General features: G+C 41.8%; 21 protein-coding genes. 11 read left to right on the top strand and 10 right to left on the bottom strand.

Annotated features, from left to right (window positions below; all coding sequences use genetic code 11):
• Positions 1-42: 42 nt before the first annotated feature.
• Positions 43-486, bottom strand: coding sequence for a universal stress protein (locus B9T38_RS03345; RefSeq protein ID WP_086195448.1), 444 nt, complete (start codon positions 484-486; stop codon positions 43-45).
• 131 nt (positions 487-617) lie between these two features.
• Complete coding sequence (locus B9T38_RS03340) at positions 618-1,061, bottom strand: universal stress protein (protein WP_086195447.1); 444 nt, start codon at positions 1,059-1,061, stop codon at positions 618-620.
• A 225-nt stretch (positions 1,062-1,286) separates the two neighbouring features.
• On the opposite strand from B9T38_RS03340, the gene B9T38_RS03335 reads away from it, so the two are divergent.
• On the top strand, positions 1,287-2,330 hold the full coding sequence (locus tag B9T38_RS03335) for an alpha/beta hydrolase (RefSeq protein WP_086195668.1): 1,044 nt from the start codon (positions 1,287-1,289) through the stop codon (positions 2,328-2,330).
• 350 nt (positions 2,331-2,680) lie between these two features.
• On the opposite strand, the gene B9T38_RS03330 is transcribed toward B9T38_RS03335, so the two are convergent.
• From B9T38_RS03330 to aceR, 4 genes are all read right to left on the bottom strand, one after another.
• On the bottom strand, positions 2,681-3,862 hold the full coding sequence (locus B9T38_RS03330) for a benzoate/H(+) symporter BenE family transporter (protein ID WP_086195446.1): 1,182 nt from the start codon (positions 3,860-3,862) through the stop codon (positions 2,681-2,683).
• Positions 3,863-3,998: 136 nt separating this feature from the next.
• Complete coding sequence (gene leuE, locus B9T38_RS03325; protein WP_086195445.1) at positions 3,999-4,649, bottom strand: leucine efflux protein LeuE; 651 nt, start codon at positions 4,647-4,649, stop codon at positions 3,999-4,001.
• A gap of 80 nt (positions 4,650-4,729) precedes the next feature.
• Complete coding sequence (gene tal / locus B9T38_RS03320; protein ID WP_086195444.1) at positions 4,730-5,719, bottom strand: transaldolase; 990 nt, start codon at positions 5,717-5,719, stop codon at positions 4,730-4,732.
• Between the two features lie 88 nt (positions 5,720-5,807).
• The gene (gene aceR / locus B9T38_RS03315) at positions 5,808-6,698 is read right to left on the bottom strand and encodes an HTH-type transcriptional regulator AceR (RefSeq protein WP_086195443.1); all 891 of its coding nucleotides are present in this window, start codon (positions 6,696-6,698) and stop codon (positions 5,808-5,810) included.
• Between the two features lie 84 nt (positions 6,699-6,782).
• On the opposite strand from aceR, the gene aceI reads away from it, so the two are divergent.
• Positions 6,783-7,217: a chlorhexidine efflux PACE transporter AceI gene (aceI, locus tag B9T38_RS03310; protein WP_086195442.1), complete on the top strand. Its 435-nt coding sequence runs from the start codon at positions 6,783-6,785 to the stop codon at positions 7,215-7,217.
• Positions 7,218-7,387: 170 nt separating this feature from the next.
• Here aceI and B9T38_RS03305 read toward each other — a convergent pair whose 3' ends face one another.
• Positions 7,388-8,905: an acetyl-CoA C-acetyltransferase gene (locus B9T38_RS03305; RefSeq protein WP_086195441.1), complete on the bottom strand. Its 1,518-nt coding sequence runs from the start codon at positions 8,903-8,905 to the stop codon at positions 7,388-7,390.
• 240 nt (positions 8,906-9,145) lie between these two features.
• Between B9T38_RS03305 and B9T38_RS03300 the strand changes: the two genes are divergently transcribed.
• The 5 genes from B9T38_RS03300 to dnaX all read left to right on the top strand — a co-directional run bounded on the left by B9T38_RS03300 (position 9,146) and on the right by dnaX (position 15,673).
• Positions 9,146-10,537 carry a 3-oxoacyl-ACP reductase gene (locus B9T38_RS03300; RefSeq protein WP_086195440.1) on the top strand — a complete coding sequence of 464 codons (1,392 nt, stop codon included), beginning with the start codon at positions 9,146-9,148 and terminating at the stop codon, positions 10,535-10,537.
• Between the two features lie 140 nt (positions 10,538-10,677).
• The gene (locus B9T38_RS03295) at positions 10,678-11,532 is read left to right on the top strand and encodes a MaoC/PaaZ C-terminal domain-containing protein (protein WP_086195439.1); all 855 of its coding nucleotides are present in this window, start codon (positions 10,678-10,680) and stop codon (positions 11,530-11,532) included.
• An 85-nt stretch (positions 11,533-11,617) separates the two neighbouring features.
• Positions 11,618-12,883 (top strand): serine hydrolase domain-containing protein, encoded by a 1,266-nt coding sequence (locus B9T38_RS03290; protein WP_086195438.1) that lies wholly within the window; start codon positions 11,618-11,620, stop codon positions 12,881-12,883.
• 76 nt (positions 12,884-12,959) lie between these two features.
• Positions 12,960-13,409, top strand: coding sequence for a copper resistance protein NlpE N-terminal domain-containing protein (locus B9T38_RS03285; protein WP_086195437.1), 450 nt, complete (start codon positions 12,960-12,962; stop codon positions 13,407-13,409).
• Positions 13,410-13,543: 134 nt separating this feature from the next.
• The gene (gene dnaX, locus B9T38_RS03280; RefSeq protein WP_086195436.1) at positions 13,544-15,673 is read left to right on the top strand and encodes a DNA polymerase III subunit gamma/tau; all 2,130 of its coding nucleotides are present in this window, start codon (positions 13,544-13,546) and stop codon (positions 15,671-15,673) included.
• Between the two features lie 2 nt (positions 15,674-15,675).
• Here the strand turns inward: dnaX and B9T38_RS03275 are convergent, their stop codons facing one another.
• Positions 15,676-16,113 carry an acyl-CoA thioesterase gene (locus B9T38_RS03275; protein WP_086195667.1) on the bottom strand — a complete coding sequence of 146 codons (438 nt, stop codon included), beginning with the start codon at positions 16,111-16,113 and terminating at the stop codon, positions 15,676-15,678.
• A 164-nt stretch (positions 16,114-16,277) separates the two neighbouring features.
• Complete coding sequence (locus B9T38_RS03270; protein WP_086195435.1) at positions 16,278-17,438, bottom strand: iron-containing alcohol dehydrogenase; 1,161 nt, start codon at positions 17,436-17,438, stop codon at positions 16,278-16,280.
• A 116-nt stretch (positions 17,439-17,554) separates the two neighbouring features.
• Between B9T38_RS03270 and B9T38_RS03265 the strand changes: the two genes are divergently transcribed.
• The 4 genes from B9T38_RS03265 to B9T38_RS03250 are packed head-to-tail and all read left to right on the top strand — an operon-like array spanning position 17,555 to position 21,304.
• Complete coding sequence (locus B9T38_RS03265; RefSeq protein WP_086195434.1) at positions 17,555-18,079, top strand: low molecular weight protein-tyrosine-phosphatase; 525 nt, start codon at positions 17,555-17,557, stop codon at positions 18,077-18,079.
• 12 nt (positions 18,080-18,091) lie between these two features.
• Complete coding sequence (gene murB / locus B9T38_RS03260; RefSeq protein WP_086195433.1) at positions 18,092-19,126, top strand: UDP-N-acetylmuramate dehydrogenase; 1,035 nt, start codon at positions 18,092-18,094, stop codon at positions 19,124-19,126.
• Between the two features lie 7 nt (positions 19,127-19,133).
• The gene (locus B9T38_RS03255; protein WP_086195432.1) at positions 19,134-20,261 is read left to right on the top strand and encodes an ElyC/SanA/YdcF family protein; all 1,128 of its coding nucleotides are present in this window, start codon (positions 19,134-19,136) and stop codon (positions 20,259-20,261) included.
• Positions 20,261-21,304 carry an alpha/beta hydrolase gene (locus B9T38_RS03250; RefSeq protein ID WP_086195431.1) on the top strand — a complete coding sequence of 348 codons (1,044 nt, stop codon included), beginning with the start codon at positions 20,261-20,263 and terminating at the stop codon, positions 21,302-21,304. The genes B9T38_RS03255 and B9T38_RS03250 overlap by 1 nt, the downstream gene beginning before the upstream one ends.
• A gap of 83 nt (positions 21,305-21,387) precedes the next feature.
• Here B9T38_RS03250 and B9T38_RS03245 read toward each other — a convergent pair whose 3' ends face one another.
• Positions 21,388-23,058 (bottom strand): FMN-binding glutamate synthase family protein, encoded by a 1,671-nt coding sequence (locus B9T38_RS03245; RefSeq protein WP_086195430.1) that lies wholly within the window; start codon positions 23,056-23,058, stop codon positions 21,388-21,390.
• Positions 23,059-23,675: the final 617 nt, after the last annotated feature.

Raw genomic sequence — 23,675 nt, 5'->3', positions numbered from 1 at the left:
ATGTAAAAAAAAGTCCCTGTGCTACAGGGACTTTTTTATTGCTTAGACTTTCATAATCAGTACTGGAATAGGAGACTGAGTCAAGACTTCTTGGGCCACACTTCCCAACACTAATTTTTTAAATCCGGTACGACCATGTGAGCCCATAATAATCAGATCGGCACCCACTTCATCGGCAACCTGCATAATACCTTCAGCAGGTGATACACCCCGAACGATTTTGGTATCGACCGCAATGCCATCACGAATGAAAGATTGCTTGATTTCTGCTAGGTTCAACTGTGCATTTTTTTCAGCTTCGATAAAGTAATCGGTAATTGCCGGTGCGACTTTATAAAAATCAACTCCAACAAAAGGATCAACCGCAATCACACTGGTAATGGTGACCTGGCAATTTAAAGGCTTGGCCAAAGCCAGAGCCTGTTCAACAGCTGCATAAGAAACAGGAGATTCATCTACTGGAACCAAAATATGTTTATAAGTCATGAAATTACCTTATGAATATTGCTGAATGGATAAGTGTGATGGAGATTTATAATCAGTTATGATGATCATTTTACCAATTGCCGAAATTGATAAAATGAGCCTTTCATCTATGGAGAGGCTCATTAAAAAACTTATTCTTTGACCACTAAAACAGGAATCTTGGTGGTTTTTAGAACATCCTGAGCAAAGCTGCCTAGAAGGAATTTTTGAAAACCTTTACGACCGTGAGAACCCATCACAATCAGGTCAGTTTTCAATTTTTCCGCAGTTTCCAGAATACCTTCTTCTGAAATATTGCCCTTAATGATTTGAGGTATTGCAATGACACCATTTTCAGCGGCAATTGCTTTGGCTTTTTCTAAGGCTTTTTCGGCATTGGCATAAGCCTGCACAAAATATTCTTTCATGATTGGAGATGGATAATAAAAATCTGCTTGAGAAAATGGGTCTTCAGTGACCAGGCTGATCAATGTTAACTGACTGGAAAATGCTTTAGCAATTTGAGCTGCATTTTTAACTGCAGAGAAAGAAATTTCTGAGCCATCAACTGGGACTAAAATATTTTGATAAGACATAAGCATGATTCCTTAGCATTTATTATGTAGCTATTGTTTATACATAGCACATTGTATTGAATTGATCAATTTACTCTGTAAAAAATGTTTTAAAATTCATTAAATTATATACAAATCATAAATATAACGGTATTCACTGTGACATTCAAAAACCGAGTTTAAGACTCAACATTTGGGCCTGTATTTCTAAATGTTTAAACAGTCATTAAAATGCTGCAAAATATGATGATTTTTCTCAATTTTGTGGAAAAGTTGATAGGGCAAATTGTGTATTCGAAATCTTTTAGTCTAAGTGTATGCCTCATTGCTGCACTATCCAGTAGTGCTTGCCAGAATATACAAAGCAATAGCAAGGTCATTGCCAGTGTATTTAATGCCTCGACCAATGTTCAAAAAAAGTTTATTGATCGGCATGCTCCTGAAGTTTTAGCTCAAACCGATATTGCATATCTGCAAAATCCGGCGCTGCATCTGGATCTTTACCAACCCCGTGATATTGCAGAGTTGGGAAACCGGCCTACGGTGGTCTGGATTCATGGCGGTGGCTGGATTTCCGGTTCTAAACAACATGCTCGAGGCTATTTTAAACGTCTGGCGGATCAAGGCTATAACGTGGTTTCAGTCGAATACCAATTTGCTCCGCAAACGATTTATCCTGAGCAGCTGCTGCAAATTAATCAGGCCCTAAAATTCATTAGTGAGCATGCTCAGGCTTATCATATTAATGCCCAGCACCTGTATCTGGCGGGTGACTCGGCAGGTGCAAATTTAGTCAGTCATTATGCAGCTTTACTCAGTAATCCTGATTTTGCCCGAAAGTCTGCGATTTCACCGTTAATCCAGCGTGAGCAAATTAAAGGGTTGATCCTGCATTGCGGTATTTATGATATGAATGCCTTTATCAAAACGGCTCGAGATGAATTAAAACTGATCGAATGGGGAGTTTTTAATCTGGTTCAGGCTTATACTGGCAATAAAAAAGATGATGCAGATTTCTTAAAAAGCATTTCTCCCATTCAATATTTAACTGCGAATTATCCGCCTGTTTTCATTAGTGGTGGCAATAAAGACTTTTTGACCAGGACCCAGTCAGTCCCTTTTGTAAGTGCTTTGCTTAATCAGAAGATACCGGTAACCGAAGTTTTTTATCCTGAATCTAAAGAGTTTTTAGTCCATGAATATCAGTTTATGATGAGTAAAAAGGCCAGTCAGCAGACATTTAAGCAAACCATCCAGTTTATTCAAAAATATAGTGATTTAGCTTTGTAGCTTCGTTTTAGACAGCTCATATCTAAAAATGGGACAGCCCTTAAATTATTCAAAATAGCACTTTAAGGTGAATTGAGGAAAAGATGATCCGAATTTTGTTTTGTTAGTTTATCCCTTACTGGGTTTAGCTATTATTTTAGAAGTAACAGAACTCACTTTTTGCTCACAACGGAAAATTCTGGCAAACAGGGACCGAGTTTGCTGGTAGTTGTGTTTTCTAAATTCATCGAGCAGGGTTCAAGCAGGAAGATTAAGAATTATCATCCTGCATGTAAAGCACATAGCTATAAACGTGATCTTGGCTTACCCTGTGCCGGAATATCCATAACCAGATCGATAAACCACAAAAGTTATTTGCAGGATTGTGCTACCTTAAACTTTAATATGATAGATACGATAATACCAAAAATTAAACCCCAGAAGGCTGAACCAATTCCAAAAAACTGAATGCCGGAAGCGCTGAATAAAAAGGTCAATAATGCGGCTTCTCGTTCGCGGACATCCTGAAAGGCGATAGCTATGTTGTGGCTAATGGTGCCCAGTAAGGCAATACCTGCCAGCGCGACAATAAAAATGGCTGGGAAAGACATCAGTAAACTGGTCAGTGTTGCTGCGAAAACCCCCATCAAGATATAGAAAAATCCACAGCTTATGCCGGCAATATAGCGTTTCTCTGGGTCAGGATGAACCTGATCATCCAGACTGACGGCTGCACTAATGGCTGCAATATTGACCGTGTAACAGCCAAATGGAGCCAGCAGGGTCTGGGTAACTCCGGTCCAGCCAATCAGCTGATTGACATGGGGCTGATAGCCATAGCTTTTGATCATGGCAATACCGGGTAAATATTGTGATGCCATGTTAATGACGAATAATGGCAGTGCCAAACCCAAAAGGGCGGACCAGCTAAATTCAGGACTAATCCATACCGGTTGCGCCAAACTCCATTGTAAAACTGGATGATGAAACTGCATAAACATTGGACAGAGCATAAGTCCGGCAATCACGGTAATGACGATGCTGTAACGTGGAGACAGACGTTTAGACAGAACATACGCTGCTAACAATGAAATGATAAAGCCCCAGTCATTTTGCATGCTGGCAAACAGGGCAATGCCGAATTTGAGTAACACGCCTGCCAACATGGCACTGGTTAAGCTTTGTGGAATATAAGATAAAATTTTCTGAAAAATACCCGAAAAACCTAAAATGGCACTGAGTAAACCACAGACCAGAAATGCACCGATGGCTTCGTGCAAGCTATAACCATTGCCAGTGGCTAAAATCAGGGCTAGTCCAGCAGTTGACCATGACGTGGCAACTGGATATTTAAATTTCCAGGACAAAATTAAACCAGACAGTCCAATCCCTAAACCTAATGCCCAAAACCAGGAGCTAATTTGCTCTGGCGTAGCCCCTAATATTTGTGCAGCTTGAATGACCAAAACTGCCGAGACACTGATACCAATCAGAAAGGTAATGAAACCTGCAAATACCGCAGGAACGGAAAAGTCTTGGAGAAATTTGTGCATACATCCTTTGCGTGCTGGATTTGTTAAAATTTGAAAAGTGTAATAATCATACGCCTGTGGTTGATAAGCGGAAAGAAATTATTGCCTCAATTTATAGGCTTTTTGCAGGTTTAATTTGCTTCTTTAGACCGTAGAACTACAGGGTTGAGGTTGCGAGTTTAATTCCGAAACCACAAAATAACAGTCCCACAGCTGCTACACATGAGGCCGTTACTTTATAACGCGAAGTAAAATAAGATGCCAGTTTTGCACCGGAAAAAATCAGGACGGTTAAATAACTCATGCTAATGATCTGCAAGATGACTGCAAGTGCAGTAAAGGTAATTGCCGGATAAGGATAGTCCGGATCGACAAACTGCACAAAAAAGGACAAATAAAATAAAATGGCTTTGGGGTTTAAAATACTGATGGTTAATGCTGTTTTAAAGGGTTGCAGCTGTTCAATATTTTTTTCTACTGTTGCTATTTGCGTTGTGGAGTGCAGGACATTCCAGGTGTGATAGGCAGCAATCAGTAATTTTATGCCCAAATAACTTAAGTAAATCGCACCAATAATCTTCAGTAAGGTAAATACCCAAGGGAAAGCATGCAGTAATGAGGCTGCACCCAATGCTGTCAGTAGAATTAAAATCAGGTCGCCGGTATAGACACCAAAAGCACTTTTATAGCCGGCTTTGATACCGAAACGTGAAGCGATGGACATCACATACAGTGAATTTGGACCGGGTAGTAATACGATTAGGGTAGTGCCAATAATATAGGTGCTAAGATCGGTTATGCCGAACAAAATATACTCTCAAATCATCAAAAAAGCCGACCTGTTCACTATAACAAAATCGGCTTTTTTTAGGGAAAGATAGGAATAAATTAAGCTTTAATTTCAGCATCCAGGCCGAAAGATTGGCGCAGTAAGGTATTTAACTGTTCACGCGCTTTAATAAATCCGTCAATGCCGCTTTGTAACAACTGAGAAGACATTAAATCTTTTTCAATCTGAGCTTTAAAGCTTTCTTGGGTTAAAGGCTCAACCTGATGCTGGCAATGGGCTTGGGTATGATCGTTGCTAAGCTGGGCCACCACTTCACGCTGGTCCTGTTCCAGTTCTGCCAGAAGGTTAGGAGAAACGGTAAGCAGATCACAGCCAGCCAATCCAAGTACCTGATCAATACTTCGGAAACTTGCGCCCATTACTTCTGTTTTGATGCAATGCTGCTTGTAGAAATGATAAATCTGTTTGACTGAAAGTACACCCGGGTCTTTATCAATTGGATAATGATCGACATTTTCCGCTTTTTTATACCAGTCCAGAATACGGCCGACAAAAGGTGAAATCAGGGTGACATTGGCGTCCGCACAGGCTTGAGCCTGATGCAAGCCGAATAACAGGGTCAAGTTACAATGAATGCCTTCAGCTTCTAATGCTTTGGCTGCCTGAATGCCTTCCCAGGTGGAAGCGATTTTAATCAGGATACGGTTCTGATCGATACCATAGGTTTTATATAATTCCAGAAGTTCTTTGGCTTTGGCAATGGTGCCTTCAGTATCGTAAGAAAGTGCTGCATCGACTTCGGTAGAAACACGTCCTTGAATCAGTTTTAGAATTTCTACACCAAACTTGACTGTCAGGATATCGATGGTACGTTCAACCAGAAGATCACCACTATACCCTTCAGATTTCGCCTGTTCAAAGGCAGCTTCAATCAGTTCCTTATTTTCAGGCTGATTCGCTGCAGCTGTAATCAGTGAAGGATTTGTTGTTGCATCAAGAGGGCGAAATTTTTCGATTGCGGAAAAATCGCTACTGTCGGCAACAATTGTAGTAAGGTTTTTTAATTGATTTAAGGCTGATTGAGTCATTGTCGTCTGGTTCTTAAAGTTATTTCCCGTTTATTTGTTATATCACAATCTCCTGTTATCCAAAGTAAAAAGCGCGTATAAGGCCTGTCTATTTTATGTTTTTTCTTGAATTTCGGATGTGATTAATCAAAAAATGAGCAGCTGCACCCAGCTGGCTTTCACGACTCCAGACCAGATCAACAAAATATTCAAATTTTGGAGTGAAATCCAGAAAGTTAAGAATCTTAAGTTGCTGTTGAATATGCGGATTCTGGTTTAGCATTTCTAAAGGTAAGACTCCCCATCCTAGCCCTTGCTGGATCATGGCACAGGCAGATAAATGGTTATCTGTGCGCCAGTATTTTTTTGAAAATAACAATTCCGGCTTGATGCTGCGATCGCGACTTGCCACTACAATTTGCCGGCTTTGCAAAATTTGCTCATAGCTCACCTGTTCAAATCTGGCTAATGGAGAATCAATAGCCGTAACCGGCACCAGAGCCTCACGTTTAAGTTCAACAAACTGTTCGCGCGTTTCTAACTGTTCGCGTTCAAACATGAGTGCTAACTGCGCAGTCTGGTTGAGCAGCATTTTCAACGCATCTTCCTGTGGCGCTGAAAAAATGTTGATTTGCAGCTCAGGAAACTGTTTTTCCAGCAATGAAATATAGTCAATCCACTTCGTGTGCAGCAGTTCAGATACCACCACAATATTTAAAGCAGATTCCAGACCTTGACTTAGGGCAAAAGCCTGCTGTTTCCATTGATTTATTTCAATTAAGAGCTGTTCGGTTTTTTCATACAAGGTCAGCGCTTGTGGGGTCGGTACAGGCTCACGGCCAGCACGGGTGAAGAGGGTTAAATTGAGATCAACTTCTAGGTTGGCAATCGACATACTAACTGCCGAAGGCACTTTGCCGAGCTGTCTGGCAGCCGCAGAAAATGAACCGCTTTCAATCACGGTTTTAAAAATGATCAGTTGTTCTTGATTAATATTCATCTATCAAAACTTCTGAAAGAATCTAATTCGATTAATCAATATTATCAAAATAAAATGTCTGCATTCAAATGAAAGAGTTTTAAAATGTTGATGTCCAAAAGAAGGATAATCCATGCGCTAAGCTATGAAACGATCCTGCTGCTGATCATTGCAATTGCGTTAAGCTTTATTTTTGAAATGCCTATGGAGGTGACCGGTAGCTTAGGTTTTGCAATGGCCGTGACTTCCGTGATTTGGAATATGACTTTCAATCATTTTTTTGAAAACTTTGAAGCCAAACGTCAACTGAAAAGAACAGTCGGTGTACGTATTTTACATGCTATTGGTTTTGAAGGTGGTTTGATGCTGGCGACCATTCCAATGGTGGCTTATGCTTTGGAGATGTCAATTTGGCAGGCAATTTTGACTGACCTCAGTATGACTTTGTGTATTCTGGTCTATACTTTTATTTTCCAGTGGTGTTATGACTATATTGAAGCTAAATTGAACATTAGTCATCATGTGAAATCTACAGCCTGATTTAAATCTGTGATCTAAAAAACATGGTTGATGCATGGTTTTTGATAGATACTCATCTTATTTGTATTTTCGCGTATTCAAGATATTAGTGAGCATATAAATAGCCAAATAATAAGATGATAATAAAAAAGCCCCTCATTCGAGGAGCTTTCCTGAATCAAAGATTCAGATTATTTTTCAATAATCGCTGTTACACCTTGACCACCAGCAGCACAGATTGAAACTAAAACACGACCAGAACCTTTCTGGTGAATCAGTTTTGCTGCAGTTGCAATAAGACGGCCGCCAGTTGCTGCAAATGGGTGACCCGCTGCAAGAGATGAACCTTTCACATTCAATTTGCTACGGTCAATAGAACCCAGTGGAGCATCCAGGCCTAAACGTTCTTTACAGAATTTGGGATCTTCCCATGCTTTAAGGGTAGAAAGAACCTGTGATGCAAATGCTTCATGGATTTCATAGTAGTCGAAATCTTGCAGGGTAAGACCAGCACGTTCGAGCATACGTGGAATGGCATAAGCAGGTGCCATCAACAAGCCTTCTTTTTTCTCAACAAAGTCAACTGCTGCAGTTTCCTGGAATGTTAAGTAAGCTAAAATTTCGTGACCATTGGCTTTAGCCCATTCCTCAGAAGCTAACAATACACAAGATGCACCATCAGTGAGTGGAGTTGAGTTGCCCGCAGTCATGGTACGTGCATCGCCTTTACCAAAGGCTGGTTTAAGTTTTGCAAGTTTTTCTACAGATGAGTCAGCACGTAAGTTGTTGTCACGTTCCAAGCCCAGGAAGGGCGTGATCAAGTCATCAAAGAAGCCTTCTTCGTATGCAGCCGCCATTTTTTGGTGAGATGACGCTGCAAGTTCGTCCTGTGCTTCACGAGAAATACCCCATTCAAGTGCGGTAATCGCCTGATGGTCACCCATAGAAAGACCGGTACGTGGCTCACCATTTTTAGGAGCATCCATCAAGTCTTTAATATTAATTTTGGTTAATGCTTTTAAACGGTCTTTCGCAGTTTTCGCAATGTTCAGTTCAAGCAATGCTTTACGTAATCCATCACCGAAAGAGATTGGCGCATCAGAAGTCGTATCTACACCACCCGCAATACCCACTTCAATTTGACCCAGTGCAATTTTGTTGGCAATCTGGAATGCTGCTTGCAAGCCTGTACCACAGGCTTGCTGAATATCATAAGCAGGTGTTTCTGGAGCAAGTTCAGTATTTAACACGCACTCACGGGTCATGTTAAAGTCACGGCTGTGTTTTAAAACCGCGCCGGCAACGACTTCGCCTAAACGTTGACCTTGTAAATTAAAACGCTCAATCAGACCATTTAATGCTGCAGTAAACATGTCGCTGTTAGAAGCAGTAAAGTAAGCACCGTTTGAACGGGCGAAAGGAATACGGTTACCACCGATAATTGCAACGCGGCGAACTATGTTTTGGCTCATGGTGTTATCCTGTTGAACAGACGTTGGTGTTGTAGGTTGAGTTTTTGGAGTTGTTGAAGTAGTCATTTTACTACGTGGTGACGTAGAACGAGTGCGGGTCGTTTTAGGCGCAGTATCTCCTGATGTGGCCGCCGTGCCAGAAGTTTTAGTTGTGCGCGCAGTATTTTTTGATGGTTTTGACACAGTTTCCGTAGCAGAATTATCGACTGCCGGATTTTCTTGAGTTGTTTTGCTCATCAGGCTTTTCCAAGCATTTTACAGTATTCTTGGCGTGTACATTAACATAATCTAAAAACAGCTGAATTGACTAAAATGACATTAGGCAAAGCATTCAGGTCAAGACATCTATAATTTAACTCAAGTATGATTCTATGGAAACTGATGGATGTATTGAAATATAAGTGCCTGACATCATATTGAAGTTAAAAAGATATTTTCAAAACCATCAAAAATTAATTTGTATGAGAGATAATAAACATGACTGATCAATACCAAACCTTTGCAAAATCTCCTATTGGTAAATTTGTCATCAAAAATTTAGGCTTGCCATCGCCAACTTTTTTAGAGCGTTTTGAGTCTGCGACACCTGTAGTGAAAGGGGCGGTGTTATTTGGTGCTGCATCATCAAGTACATTATCTGGTGCAATCGCACAAGTGTTGGCCAATATTCATGCCAATAGCTACGCAGGTAACAACTCCGAATTACAGCAAGCAGCTGCAAAAACAGGTTTAAATCTGGGCGCTTTTCACCCGGGCGATAAAGAGTCTAAATTTAAAGCAGTCATTTTTGATGCGTCTGGTATCCAAAACTCTGAACAACTGAAAGAACTTTATAACTTCTTTAACCCAATTGCGCGTCAAATCCAGGCTTCAGGCCGTGTCATCGTTGTAGGGATTAGCCCTGAGACTGCAAAAACGGTAAAACAGGCCATTGCCCAACGTGCACTTGAAGGTTTTGTAAAATCAGTCGGTAAAGAGTTTAAGAAAGGTATAGCGGCAAATCTGATTTATGTTGATGAAGGTGCTGAAGCAAACCTTGAATCTACAGTGCGTTTTGCATTATCTCCGCGTTCTGCTTATGTGTCTGGTCAAGTTATTCGGGTTTCTAAAGCTGAAGTTGTCGATGTAGACTGGGCCAAACCTCTTGCTGGAAAAACTGCTGTAGTCACAGGTGCAAGCCGTGGGATTGGTGAGGCGATTGCCCATGTACTTTCACGTGATGGTGCACATGTCATTTGCCTGGATGTCCCTCAACAACAAGTTGATCTGGATCGTGTTGCGGGTGCCATTGGCGGTTCAACTTTAGCAATTGACATCACGGCTGCGGATGCCGGTGAAAAAATTAAGGCTGCAGCAGCGGCGAAGGGCGGTCTGGATATTATCGTGCACAACGCCGGAATTACCCGTGACAAAACTTTGGCCAATATGAAACCAGAGCTTTGGGATTTGGTGATCAACATTAACTTGTCTGCAATTGAGCGTGTCAATGATTACCTTATTGAAAATGCAGGTTTGAACAGCAACGGTCGTATTGTTTGCGTATCGTCAATTTCAGGTATTGCGGGTAATTTAGGGCAAACCAACTATGCTGCTTCTAAAGCGGGCGTGATTGGTGTGGTGAAATTCACGGCACCTATTTTGAAAAATGGCGTAACCATTAATGCCGTGGCACCGGGCTTCATTGAAACGCAAATGACAGCGGCAATTCCATTTGCGATTCGTGAAGCAGGTCGCCGTATGAACTCAATGAGTCAAGGTGGTTTACCTGTGGATGTTGCTGAAACGATTGCATTATTTGCATCTTCAGCGTCTACAGGTTTAAATGGTAACGTGGTTCGTGTGTGTGGTCAAAGCTTGTTAGGGGCTTAACACATTAAAGTCCTCTCCCTTGGGGAGAGGATTTAGGAGAGGGAGATAAGGGGATATATTATTAACCCTCTCTCTAGCTCTCTCCCAGAGGGAGAGAGAACTCCATTAAATAAATTAGAAAAACTTCTCAAAGGTTCAGTATGAATACTCGCCATTTTAGTCAACTTCCAAAACCTTATTTAGCCTATCCGAAAGTGATTCAAGGCTTGATTTTTAAAAAGCCTAAAGGTGAACAAGTGCTGCCGCAAGTTGAATATGTGGTGGATTCATTCAAGGTCGATCAAAAGCATCTTAAAGCCTATAATGAAGTGTGCGGCTTCAAAAATAATGGTTATATTCCTGCAATTTATTTAGCGGTGCTATCGCAAAGCCTGCAAATGCATATGATGACGACTGAGACTTTCCCATTTGCAATTTTAGGTCTGGTACATATTCGCAACCAGATTAAACAAAACCGCAAAGTGGGCACCAATGAAGCATTAACATTGTCCTGCAAGTTTGGTGATGTGCAACCGCATGATAAGGGCGTGCAGTTTGACTTTATGACCACGGCGAAAGTCGGCAATGACGTGGTGATGGAAGGGGTAACTACCTATTTGGCCCGTCAAAAAACCGATGTTAAAGCGGCGCCTAAACTGGTGGACAATAAAATACCGGCTTATGAATTGAATGCAGAATGGAATGTATCTGAGAATACTGGGCGCCGTTATGCTTTAACTTCAGGTGACTTTAACCTGATCCATATTCATGCGGTTACAGCAAAAGCATTCGGCTTTAAAAAGGCGATCGCGCATGGGATGTGGAGTAAAGCGAAAGCACTTGCCAGCTTAAGTTTGCCGGATGCTTATGAAGCTGATGTCTTGTTTAAACTGCCACTGTATCTCCCTTCAAAAGTCGAGTTCTTAACCGCTCAGGAAGGCAAAGATACTGAATTCGTCATTCGAAACAGTAAAAACAAAAAACCGCATGTCACGGGAACTGTGAAAGAACTTTAAGACTAAAGCCTAAGTCACTGTAGATTTAGGCTTTTTTGTTTTAAGCTCAATAAGAATATCACTGGTCTACGGAAAGCACAGTTGAATGAAAAGAATCAAAGAATACATCTTAGCCAATACAGCAAATTATCAAGGTCATGTAGATGAGCGATTTATAGACCTTGCCACACAATTCAGCCGGATGCAGGATACGCGGACAAATTTAGGTGGCGCTGCTTTGGTGGTATATTTCCAGGGGCTGAAAGTTGTTGATATCTGGACCGGGAAAAAGTCGGAAACTGAAAACTGGCAAGCAGACACTTTGTCGGTCTGTTACTCTACCGGTAAAGGCGTTTTATCAACCTTGGCGCATATTTTGGTCAGTGAGGGCTTGCTAGATTACGACATACCCGTTGCCGAGTATTGGCCTGAATTTGGGCAAAATGGTAAAGATAAAATCACCTTAAGGCATATGCTGAGTCATCAAAGTGGTTTATATGATATTCGCAATCTTGTTGCTGATGCCTCGGAAATGGCGGATTGGCAGCATATGCTTGCTGTTATGGCACAGGCCAAACCACGTTTTGCAGTGGCGACAGATGCAGCATATCAGCCCTTAACCTTTGGCTGGCAAGTCGGTGGGTTATTGGAAAAAGCCACAGGTAAAACACTGGCAGAACTGATGCAACAATATCTGGTTGAACCATTGCAATTAGATGCTGCCTATTTTGGTGTACCTAAGGAAAAACTGGCTGAAGTTGCCCGGATTATTCCTCAACAAAAAGTTTTAAAAGATAAGCTTCAAAATCCCAAACCTAAAGTAAAACCTGCACAGGCACGCAAAGCATCTCCATTCGATAAATTATTGGAGTTATCCGGCCAAAAACCGCAAGACTTTCAGGATGCGATGATTCCAAAAGGAATGAAAAATTTCAGCTTTTTTAGTGATCAAGGTTTACAAGCTATAATTCCTGCGGCAACAGGTGTGTTTAGTGCCAATAGCCTAGCTCGAATTTATGCCATGCTTGCCAATGGCGGGGAGTGGCAAGGGCAGCAGTTGATAGGCACTGAAATCTTTAAGCAGTTAAGCCAAATTCAGTACACCCGACGTGACCGGATTATGCCGTTACCTATGCATTGGCGGTTGGGTTATCACCGGATTTTAACTTTAGGCAAATCATCATCAGGGTTTGGGCATATGGGCTTTAATGGCTCTGGTGCATGGTGTGACCCGGAGCGTGGTTTAAGTTTTGCCTATACCCATAATTTTTCCACGGCTTCCATCACAGGCGATTACCGGCTGTGGGGCTTGACCCAGGAAACACTACGCTGCGCGGATCGTATCTTAGCAGGTCGTAAGGGTTGGTTTTAATGTGCAACATGTTGCTGAGGAAAATAACGGGAAAATATGCTACTTTGCCTGAGATTCTAGCTGCTGTTGATATTTCATGAAAAATGTCGTGTTAATTCCTTTGCTGGCAAGTACTGCATTATTGGGATGTCAGGATGCTAACCAATCGAATACGCAAGGTAAGGCATCTATAGAATCGCAAAAGCAACTGGCAGCGTGGGCAGGAGAATATGAGGGTACAACACCGTGCATGAGCTGTTTATCCCGTTGCGAAGATTGTCCAGGTATGGCTGTGACTTTGGCATTGTATGAAGATCAAACCTATACCTTAACCCGTGAAAGTTTAAGTGGTCATAGTGAAGTCGAAACCTTGAAAGGTAAGCTGCGTTTTACAGATGAATCAAAGCAAAGAATTGAGCTGATCAATGTGGCAACGCGTAATTTACTCTATGTGAATTTAGATGAAAAAGTTCTTGAAATTCGTGAAGATCAAAGCGGTAAAAGCTACCAGATGCAAAGTGATTTTCTTTTGGGAAAACTGAGCTAATTTTATTGAATGTATAAATAAAAATTTCGTCTTTGTTTCGGCAGAATACAAGATTTTTATTGTTCATACCTCCGCCATTTATTTCACTATTTTATAAAAAAACAGTATGCTTAGACCTGTAAAAAGGAGCATACATGTATCAAGTACTTGCACGAAAATACCGTCCACGTAATTTTAATGAATTGGTGGGGCAAAACCATGTGTCGCGCGCACTGACGAGTGCCTTGGAACGTGGTCGGTTGCATCATGCATATTTGTTTACTGGGACGCGCGGAGTAGGTAAAACCACCATTGCCCGTATTTTGGCGAAATGTCTGAACTGCGAAACTGGCGTGACCTCAACGCCTTGTGAAGTGTGTGCAACCTGTAAAGCGGTGAATGAAGGCCGTTTTATCGATTTAATTGAAATTGATGCGGCATCACGTACCAAAGTTGAAGATACACGTGAATTGTTAGATAACGTTCCCTATGCGCCTACGCAAGGTCGTTTTAAGGTTTACTTGATCGATGAAGTGCATATGCTCTCAACGCATTCCTTTAATGCGCTGCTCAAAACACTTGAAGAACCGCCAGAACATGTAAAATTCCTTTTTGCCACGACTGATCCACAAAAATTACCGATTACCGTTATTTCCCGTTGCTTGCAATTTACTTTGCGTCCACTAGCAGTCGATGAAATTACCGAACATCTCACCAGTATCTTAAACAAAGAAGAAATAAAAGCCGAACAGGATGCCATCTGGCAAATTGCTGAATCTGCCCAGGGTTCATTACGTGATGCCTTATCTTTAACCGATCAGGCCATTGCCTATGGTCAGGGCGCAATCCAGCATCAAGATGTCAAAGACATGCTGGGTCTGATTGACCGCACCATTATTTATGATTTGATCTTGGCCATTCATCAGAACCAGAAAGCCCGTGTCAGTGAATTGCTGATGCAATTTAGGCAACAGGCTTTGGATGTGTCACTGGTTTTAGATCAGCTGATTTCGACCTTGCATGAGCTGGCTTTGTTGCAATATCTGCCTGAGCTGAGCTTGAAATATAGTGCTGAAATCAACCAAAAGATTATGCAGTTGTCTCAACTCATTTCAGCACAAGATTTACAATTGTATTATCAGGTGGCCTGCAAAGGCCGGGCCGACCTGCAACTTGCCGTGACACAAGAGCAGGGCTTTGAGATGTGCGTGCTACGTTTGTTGGCGTTCCGTCCATTACAGCCGAATGAAATTCCTGTATCACAAGTACAAGTTGCTACACAAAATGTTCAGCTCCTCGTACCACAGACGGTTCAACCCGAGAGCCAGCAGCAAGCATCACAACAAGTAGCGGTAGAGCCGACCGTATCTATTGAATCAGCACCGGTATATGATGATTTTGATGATGCTCAGTATGATGATGACCCATTTAATGAAGTTACAGCTCAATCTGTTTCTGTAGATGAACCAAGTTCGGATGATTTCCTGGAACCAGAAACAGTAGAAGCTGAAGCGCTATTTACACCATCAAATACACAAATCAATCCGGCTCAAACACAGTCGGAAAAAATTATCTTCGATCCATCGAGTGACGATGCTTTATTTGGCTTTGATGATGAGCCTGAAGCAATAAGTACTACAGCTGATGAAAGCAGCAGCGATGATTTTCTGTTTGATGAACTAGTACCCTTAGTACCTTTAGCAGCCAATGAATCAACTCCTGTTGAAGCTTCTGCGGAAGTTCAGGTGCAAGTTCAGCAACCTGTAGAAGAAACAGCACAAGATTCATTATTTGATTTGGCAGCTGAACCGGCTGTTCCAGCACCCCAAGATGTACAAAGCAATTATACTGATGCTTCTTCGAAACTGATGCCACAAGATATTCTAAAATTAAAGCCTCAAGTTCTTGAAGGCGAGTGGACGGTGGATAAGTGGGAGTATTGGTTCCGTAACAGTGATCTTTCACCGGCAGTCCAAGAATTGGCTCAACATGGCGTGATGATGGGGCAAATTAATGGTGATTCAATCTTCCATATTCCAAAACAATATGAAGCCCTGTTGACCCAGTTACAGTATGCCTTGGAGCTGGCATTGAAAACAGAATGGTCGGGTACACATTTTCAGGTTCATTATGCAGATGTAGAAACCACAACGCCGTATAGCATGCAAAGTGAGCGTAAAGAAAAAGCCTATGCACGTGCGGCAGAGCTACTGCATGCAGAACCAGCGGTCAAAGAGCTTCTGCAAAACTTTGAGGGTGAAATACAGAATATCCAGCTCAAATAAACTTATTCATTCACATTATATGGATATAAAGCATCCCGTATTTTAATTGGAATCGGGGTGCTTTTTCGTGTCTTGCGGTCTACAAATACATGCATGAAATGACCCTGCGCAGAAGCCACCTCATGACCCTGTTTAAAAATCGCTAAATCATACTGTACGGATGAATTTCCCAGTTTCGAAATAGCTACGCCGACCTCAATGATTTCAGGATAAGACAGTTCCTGAAAAAAGCTACATGCCGAATCGACCACCAAGCCAATCACGGGCGAATAGCGAATATCAAAGTCGGCCTTTTCAATCAGTAAGGCATTGGCAGCTGTATCAAAATAACTGTAATAAGTCACATTGTTGACGTGTCCATAAATATCGTTATCCGACCAGCGGGTTTGAATAGGTAAAAAGTATGAAAAATCGGCACGATGTTTGGGTATTTGTTTCATTGGCATAGTTGTTTTGATGATTTCATTTGTTTTACTGTGAAGTCCATAAAAATACAAGTGAAAAAATAGATCATCTCAATAAAATGGGATGACCTGTAATAAATCATTATTTGGTTATTTTGATATCACTTAAATCTGTTTTTATCACAAATATAAATAGAAATTTATGCATAAATAGCTTGGTAAATTTCCCGTGCATCCTGTTGAATCAGGTCACGCGGGTTATTTTGCAACAGCCGGGTTTGCAGCATCGCATCACTTGCCAATTGATCCAGCATATTTTTAGGAACATTTAAATCTTTCAGCTTTAAAATCAGGCCACTTTGGTCTAAGTGATTTTGCATATGATCAATAAATAAATCACATAAACCATCTGTACTGCCAGTACTTTTCGGGTCCAACCAGCACATCAGCTCGGCATAGTACTGTTTGGCATTTGGTGCATTGAATTTTAATACTTCGGTCAAAACCAGAGCATTACTATGGCCATGTGAAATATGAAAATGTCCGCCTAAGGGATAAGCCAGTGCATGGATTGCTGCCACAGGAGCATTGGCAAAGGCCTGTCCGGCGAGCATTGATCCAACTAGCATATTTTGACGTGCTTCTAAATTCTGCCCATCTGCTAAGACTAAACTTAGATTTTTATTGAGTAATCTTAAAGCCTGTTTGGCGAGCATATCTGCATAGGGATTCTTTTTGATTTTTGAGGTATAGGCTTCAATCGCATGCACCATCGCATCAATACCGGTTGCTGCGGTAATATGTGCAGGTAAGTTTTGGGTAAAAGTCGCATCTAAAATGGCGACATCGGCAAATAAAACTGGAGCAACGATGCCGGTTTTGGTAGTTTCACCTGTAGTGACAATCGAGATGGGAGTGACTTCGGAACCTGTACCGGCCGTTGTAGGAACTAAAAACAGCGGCAATCGCGGTGGTTTAGCATTATTGATGCCATATAAATCCTGCAAATTTTGTTGTTGCTGCGGATGAGCCAGAACCGCGATCACTTTGGCAACATCCAGTGAACTGCCACCACCAAAACCCAAGATGATGTCTGCTTTTTCATTTTTGGCGAAGTTTACGGCATCCAATACAATATGTTCAGGAGGATCAGCCTGAACGTTTGAATAAATTGCATAGGGCAGTCGAATCGTATCTAAAATTTCAATAATCGGCATATGCAATTGCTGCTGAATGATGCCTGAATCGGTGACCAGCAGCAGTTTTTTATACGTCTGTTGTTGTAATAATGGTTTTAACTCATAGATCGAGCCCAGTCCAGAAATAATATTCGAGACGGTTTGAAATTGAAAATGGCTCATCTATTGCTTCCTTTTTGATATCAAATTCAAGATTATTGTTTTAGTGTTCTATAGGATTCATCCTGTAAATAACTTAACATAAGACACCTGAAAATAAAGCAGTAATTGAGGTTGTTATGTCATCCAAAACGCCCTATAAGGTGTTATGTGTATGTTTAGGAAATATTTGTCGCTCTCCTACGGCAGACGTTGTTCTTAGACATTTTTGTGATAAACAGCAACTGAATATTATGATCGACTCTGCAGGAACCAGTAATTACCATCCCGGAAAAGCACCAGATGAGCGTAGCCAGAAACATGCCTTAAAACGGGGCTATGATTTATCATCGTTACGGGCGCGCCAGTTAAAAGCGCAAGATTTTCTTGAATTTGATCTTATTCTGGCGATGGATCATGAAAATTTATTCAATATTCAAATGCTTTTAAAACAGGCTCAAACCGCATATGCGGCCCACCAGATTCGGGCAAAAATTGCATTGATGAGTGAATACGATCAAACTTATCCCAAACAGGCCTTGCCAGATCCTTATTATGGCGGAGCAAAGGGGTTTGAGCGTGTACTCGATCAGTGTGAATCGAGCAGCTTGGCTTGGGTCAGCATTTTTAAACAGCAGTTCAAACAACAGATCGATGTGAAATAAAGGTTTAAGCACATGAATATTCAAACTCAAATTCAACTTAAGCCTTTTAATACCTTAAGTCTTGATGCAACCGCATCGCATTACTGCAAAGTTCAGTCCACAGCTGAATTGGTGGATGCCTTACATTATGCCAAGCAACAGCAGTTAAATGTTTTGATTCTGTCCGGTGGCAGCAACATGCTCTTGCCGGAAAAAATCCATGCGCTGGTGATTCATATGGATATTCGGGGCATTGAATATGTGGCTGAAGATGATTACAGCAAAACCATTTGTGTGGGTGCTGGTCAGGTCTGGCATGATTTCGTACTCTGGACTACCGAAAATCATTTATATGGCCTGCAGAATCTGGCACTTATTCCAGGTTTGGTCGGTGCATCTCCAGTACAGAATATTGGTGCTTACGGGGTGGAAGCGGGCGAGTTCATCGAGTCGGTTCAGGTCTATGACCGTCAGCTGGAACAATTCAGCACCATTCTGGCTGCAGACTGTGATTTTTCCTATCGGCACAGTATTTTTAAAGACGACCCGAACCGTTTTGTGATTACTCATGTGACTTTTAAGTTGCTTAAGCAAGCCCACTTAATGTTGAATTATGGCGATCTCAAGCAGGCAGTAGGCGAAGAACAAACCGCTGAAAACCTGCAAAAACAAGTGATTCAAATACGTCAAAGCAAATTGCCAGATCCAAAAGAATACCCGAATGTGGGAAGTTTCTTTAAAAATCCGATTATTTCAGAACAGCTTTTTGACCATTTAGTACTGACATTTCCGAATTTGCCCCATTATCCTCAAGCAAAAGGTGGCGTTAAGATTGCAGCGGGTTGGTTGATTGATCAATCGGGTTGGAAGGGTAAGAAACTGGGTGTTGTGGGTATGTTCCATAAGCAGGCTTTGGTACTGGTCAATTATGATCAGGCCAATCTGGCGGATGTTCAGACCACGTACCATGCTGTACAACACGATGTGCAGCAAAAATTTGATATTTTGTTAGAACCGGAGCCGGTATTGTTTGATGAAACCGGTTTAATTCGTTCACATATGGAATAAGAGAAAGATGGCGAAATCGCATTGGATGGTTCGACTGGTACAAATTGCTTCAGTGCTATTTGTACTGTTCGGCTGTTTCATGGTTTTGCTTTATTCACCCTTTTATTCTGGTTGGGTGGTGAGTGCATTAAACAGTTTTGTGCCTGTAGAAGTGAATCAGGTCGCGGCAAAAAGCCAGCAAATGGCAGCTTTAAGTGAACATGAAGATCTGGAACCTGGTTCTAAAGTCTGGATTGCCCGTCAAGCCTATCTGAAATTGATGGAAGAGGCGATACAAAGCCATAATTCACAGGATCTGGTATTGATTCAAGCGCGTTATAAAGCCTTGCAACAAACGATTGAAGATGCACAACTCCAGGAAAAAGAACAACAGGACAAACCGCAAATTCCGCTGCTGGCAAATCCGGTCGAAGCTGCCTCTGAAGCAGAAGATCCAACTCAAACCGTTAAAGACTTGCTGGATTTGAACAGTACTGAAAATAAAGCCTTAATGGAAAAATATCTGGATTTTCTGCGCACGCATGAAATAGAACCGGAAAAGGTCGCTGAAGAACCGGTAGACGAAAGCATTTATCAGGATATTGCCCTGATTCATGAGCAAAATGAACAAGCACAGCCTCAAAGTTCTAAACCTTATGCGATTGTGGTCTTGGGAGGTGGGCTGACGCTAGATAAAAATAGCAAGGATATTGTGGTAAACAAATATACCCGTCTGCGCCTGGAAAAAACCTTAGAAATAGAACAACAGTACCGTTTACCGATTGTGCTGAGTGGTGTTGAAGCACCGTATATGCAGCGCTGGTTAAAAGCATATAATGTCGATGCGAAACTGCTGGAAGACCGCAGCATGAATACCTGTGAAAATTCGCGTTTTAGCTCATTGCTATTGCAAAAAAAAGGTGGAGCGCCACGGGTGATTTTGATTACCGACCGTTATCATATGCCGCGGACCCGTCGTTTATTTGCCTTAAATGGTATTGAAACTGTACCCGTAGAAGCACCCATGCCGACTCAATTGACCCGGTGGCGTCCAAGTGAACAGAATTATGATCATAGTCGCCGTGCCAATTATGAAATGTTAGCCACTATTCGTGATATCTGGTTTGGTTCCAGTGATTGCCGAGAGGTACCTTAATGCCTGATATTCCATTTTTAAATCCTGCCATTTTAAAACGGCTGGATTTACCCGTTCCAAGTCGTGAAACCACACCTCAATTACTTGAAGCATTGAATCTGAACCAGCCTTATCACCCTTCAGTCGAAATTCAGGCCTATCGCAAGTTATATGGTTTGCATTTGCTGAACTGTGAGCATTGGCAAGGTTATGTACAAATGCCTTTGTTTAAACTGCATGTACAGGTATTTCAACCGAATCTGGAAAAAAATGCCTTACCGAAAATACGAGGCACGGTATTTTTACTGCACGGCTATCTGGAACATAGCGGGATTTACCAGCCGATTATTCGTGAATTGCTGGAACAGGGTTTTAGTGTCATTACCTATGATTTGCCCGGTCATGGCCTCAGCGACGGTTCGCCGGCAAATATCAAGAATTTTGATCATTACCAGCAGGTATTACATGCTGTTTATCACTACATTAAAAATGCCGAGCAATTACCGAAACCCTGGTTAGGGATTGGCCAGAGTACTGGTGGTGCCATCTGGATGCATCATTTACTGGAATTTGCCCAGCGTCGTGAAAATCCGTATGTGGATCGTGTATTATTGCTTTCACCGCTGCTTCGACCAGCCAAGTCGGCGTGGTGGCATAATTCGGTCGGTCTGGGCATTATCCGGCGCATTAAGCGTCAGGTACCACGGCATTTTAGACGTAATAATCATAATCCTGAATTTCTGCGTTTTGTCCGTTTAAAAGATCCGTTACAGCCCCGGATGATGGGAATGGACTGGATTCTGGCCATGTCGAAATGGATGCAGGAAATGGAAGCACGTCCTGCTTGCCGCATTCCCGTCTGGCTGGCACAGGGGGCACAGGACCAGACGGTCGACTGGCGCTATAATATTGAGTTTATTCGTCGCAAGTTCCGTTTACAGACCTTATTGATGCTCGAAGAAGGGTCACATCAGTTGATTAATGAACGTGCTGATATTCGTGCGGCCTTAACCGGTTTGATTCCAGCTTTTTTACATGCTCAAAGCTCGTCAGGTTATTATTGATTTTTGATTGCATCAATACATAAAAGAGGCCAGATGGGCCTCTTTATTTTTTTTAAATGAGTTTCATTGAATTTGTGCCGTGATTAAAATCTATCTGCATGGGCTAAATTCCAGATGCGATAATAGAAGTTTTCATGATCTCCTGCTTTGCAGTTGAGTAATTCACCTTCTTTTAACCAGAAGTGTAACTGGGCATAATTCTTTATTTCCCGGTCATTAATGCGCTGGGCTAAATGATGCGGCTTGATATCCGCTGGATGTTTTAAGCCTGCAACTGCAATCATTTCGGATAAGGCACGCAGGGTATTTTTTTGAAAATTCAAAACACGAACTGCCTTGCTGGGAACATGCAGGGCTTTTTGCCGTTCCTGGTCCTGGGTGGTAACACCAACCGGGCATTGGTTGGTATGACAACTTTGCGCCTGAATACAGCCTACGGCAAACATAAAGCCACGTGCCGAATTGACCCAGTCTGCCCCAATCGCCATGGTGCTGGCAATGTCAAATGCACTGATAATTTTGCCGCTTGCTCCTATCTTGATTCGATTTCTTAAACCTGCACCGACCAGGGTGTTATGGACAAACAGTAAACCTTCACGTAAAGGCGTACCTACATGGTCAATCAGTTCAATCGGGGCGGCACCACTACCACCTTCAGAGCCATCTACCACAATAAAGTCCGGTACAATTTGAGTTTCAAGCATGGCTTTGACAATACTCATGAATTGCCAGGGCTGACCAATACAGAGTTTAAAGCCCACCGGTTTACCGCCAGACAGTTCACGCAGTTGCTGTATAAAATGCATCATTTCAATCGGAGTGCTAAATGTAGAATGTTGCGAAGGAGATACACAGTCATGATCACGGCTCACGCCACGAATTTCGGCAATTTCTGCTGAGATCTTGCTTTTGGGTAAAATTCCGCCATGACCCGGTTTTGCCCCTTGAGACAACTTGATTTCTATCATCTTGATTTGCGGTAATCGGGCTTGCTTGGTAAATTTTTCCGGATCGAACTGACCCTCCAGAGTACGGCAGCCAAAGTAGGCACTGCCGAGTTCCCAGACAATATCTCCGCCATTTTCCAGATGGTAAGGACTGATACTGCCTTCACCCGTATCATGGTAAAAATTGCCCATTTTCGCCCCCAGATTCAACGCCCGAATCGCATTGGCGCTCAGGCTGCCAAAACTCAGGGCAGAGATATTCATAATGGCGGCGTTATAGGGCTGTCGACACTGATCATTGCCGATTTGAATACGGAAGCTTTCAGGATCGGCAGGTTTGCATGGCGTAATGGAATGGGTAATAAAGCGATAATCTTGCTGATAGACATCAATCAGGGAGCCAAACGGTTTATCGGCATTTTTATTCTTGGCACGTTGATAAACCAGACTGCGTTGCATCCGTGAAAATGGCAGGGCATCCTGATCATCTTCAATAAAATATTGCCTGATTTCAGGACGAAACTCTTCAAAAATAAAGCGAAAATGTCCAATGATGGGATAATTTTTCAGGATTGAATGCTGATTTTGCAAGATATCGTATACACCAACCAGGGTCAGGATTCCTGAGATCAGCCATAAAGAATTCAGAAAGGGATCGGAAAGAAAATAATGAATAGATTGAGGCTCATAGATAATTCGAAACCAGCTAATCGTTAAGGTAATAAAAATACAGCTAAACCAAACCGAGTATCGTGAGAAAAAAGTATTTAAAAGTCTATGTCTGACGGCTTGGGCTGGAACTGGCATTTTCATGTTTCCATCAAATGGTTCATAATATGAATTTGCCTATTTTATATACACTGTACAAGTTCTGATTTGTAAAACCACTAAAAGGAGGTAAGAGTAAATCTTAGCTGTTAAGGTTGAGTACAGGCATTGTTGAATTGAATGAAAGTTGGGCTGAACACTACAGAAGAATATATAAACACAGGGAAATAGAAATTCAGAATAAATGCTTAATAAATAATCAGCTTAACACTGCTGATCTTATGCTTTCACAAAGCGGAGAGTTTGAATTACATTGGTTTTATCTAAGCCACAGAGGTAATTTATATGACGATGAAATCCATTCGCTATAACAGCGGAGAACTGGCGTGCTAGAGCACAATATGTTTTTCTCCACGTGTAAAATCAGTCACCATCAATCTTTGTGTCGGGGTGAGAAAATAAAGCTTGATGTTCTAGAAGCCTACCAGACAATACTAAAAATAGATCCAAGCAGAAATATTCTATAGTCCCAAAGATTGGAGACTGTAAATTAAATTGTGTAATTGCCTGAATTTGCTATGTTCATATTCACAACGGAGTCAGGCAACATGATGAACGAACAAAAACTAAAAGACCTTGCAGCAGAATTTGCTAAA

Origin of the sequence: Acinetobacter sp. ANC 4218, from assembly GCF_002135245.1 — a bacterium.
Classification (GTDB): domain Bacteria; phylum Pseudomonadota; class Gammaproteobacteria; order Pseudomonadales; family Moraxellaceae; genus Acinetobacter.
The sequence above is the reverse complement of the archived record's forward strand: the minus strand, read 5'-3'. Positions and strand labels throughout refer to the sequence as shown.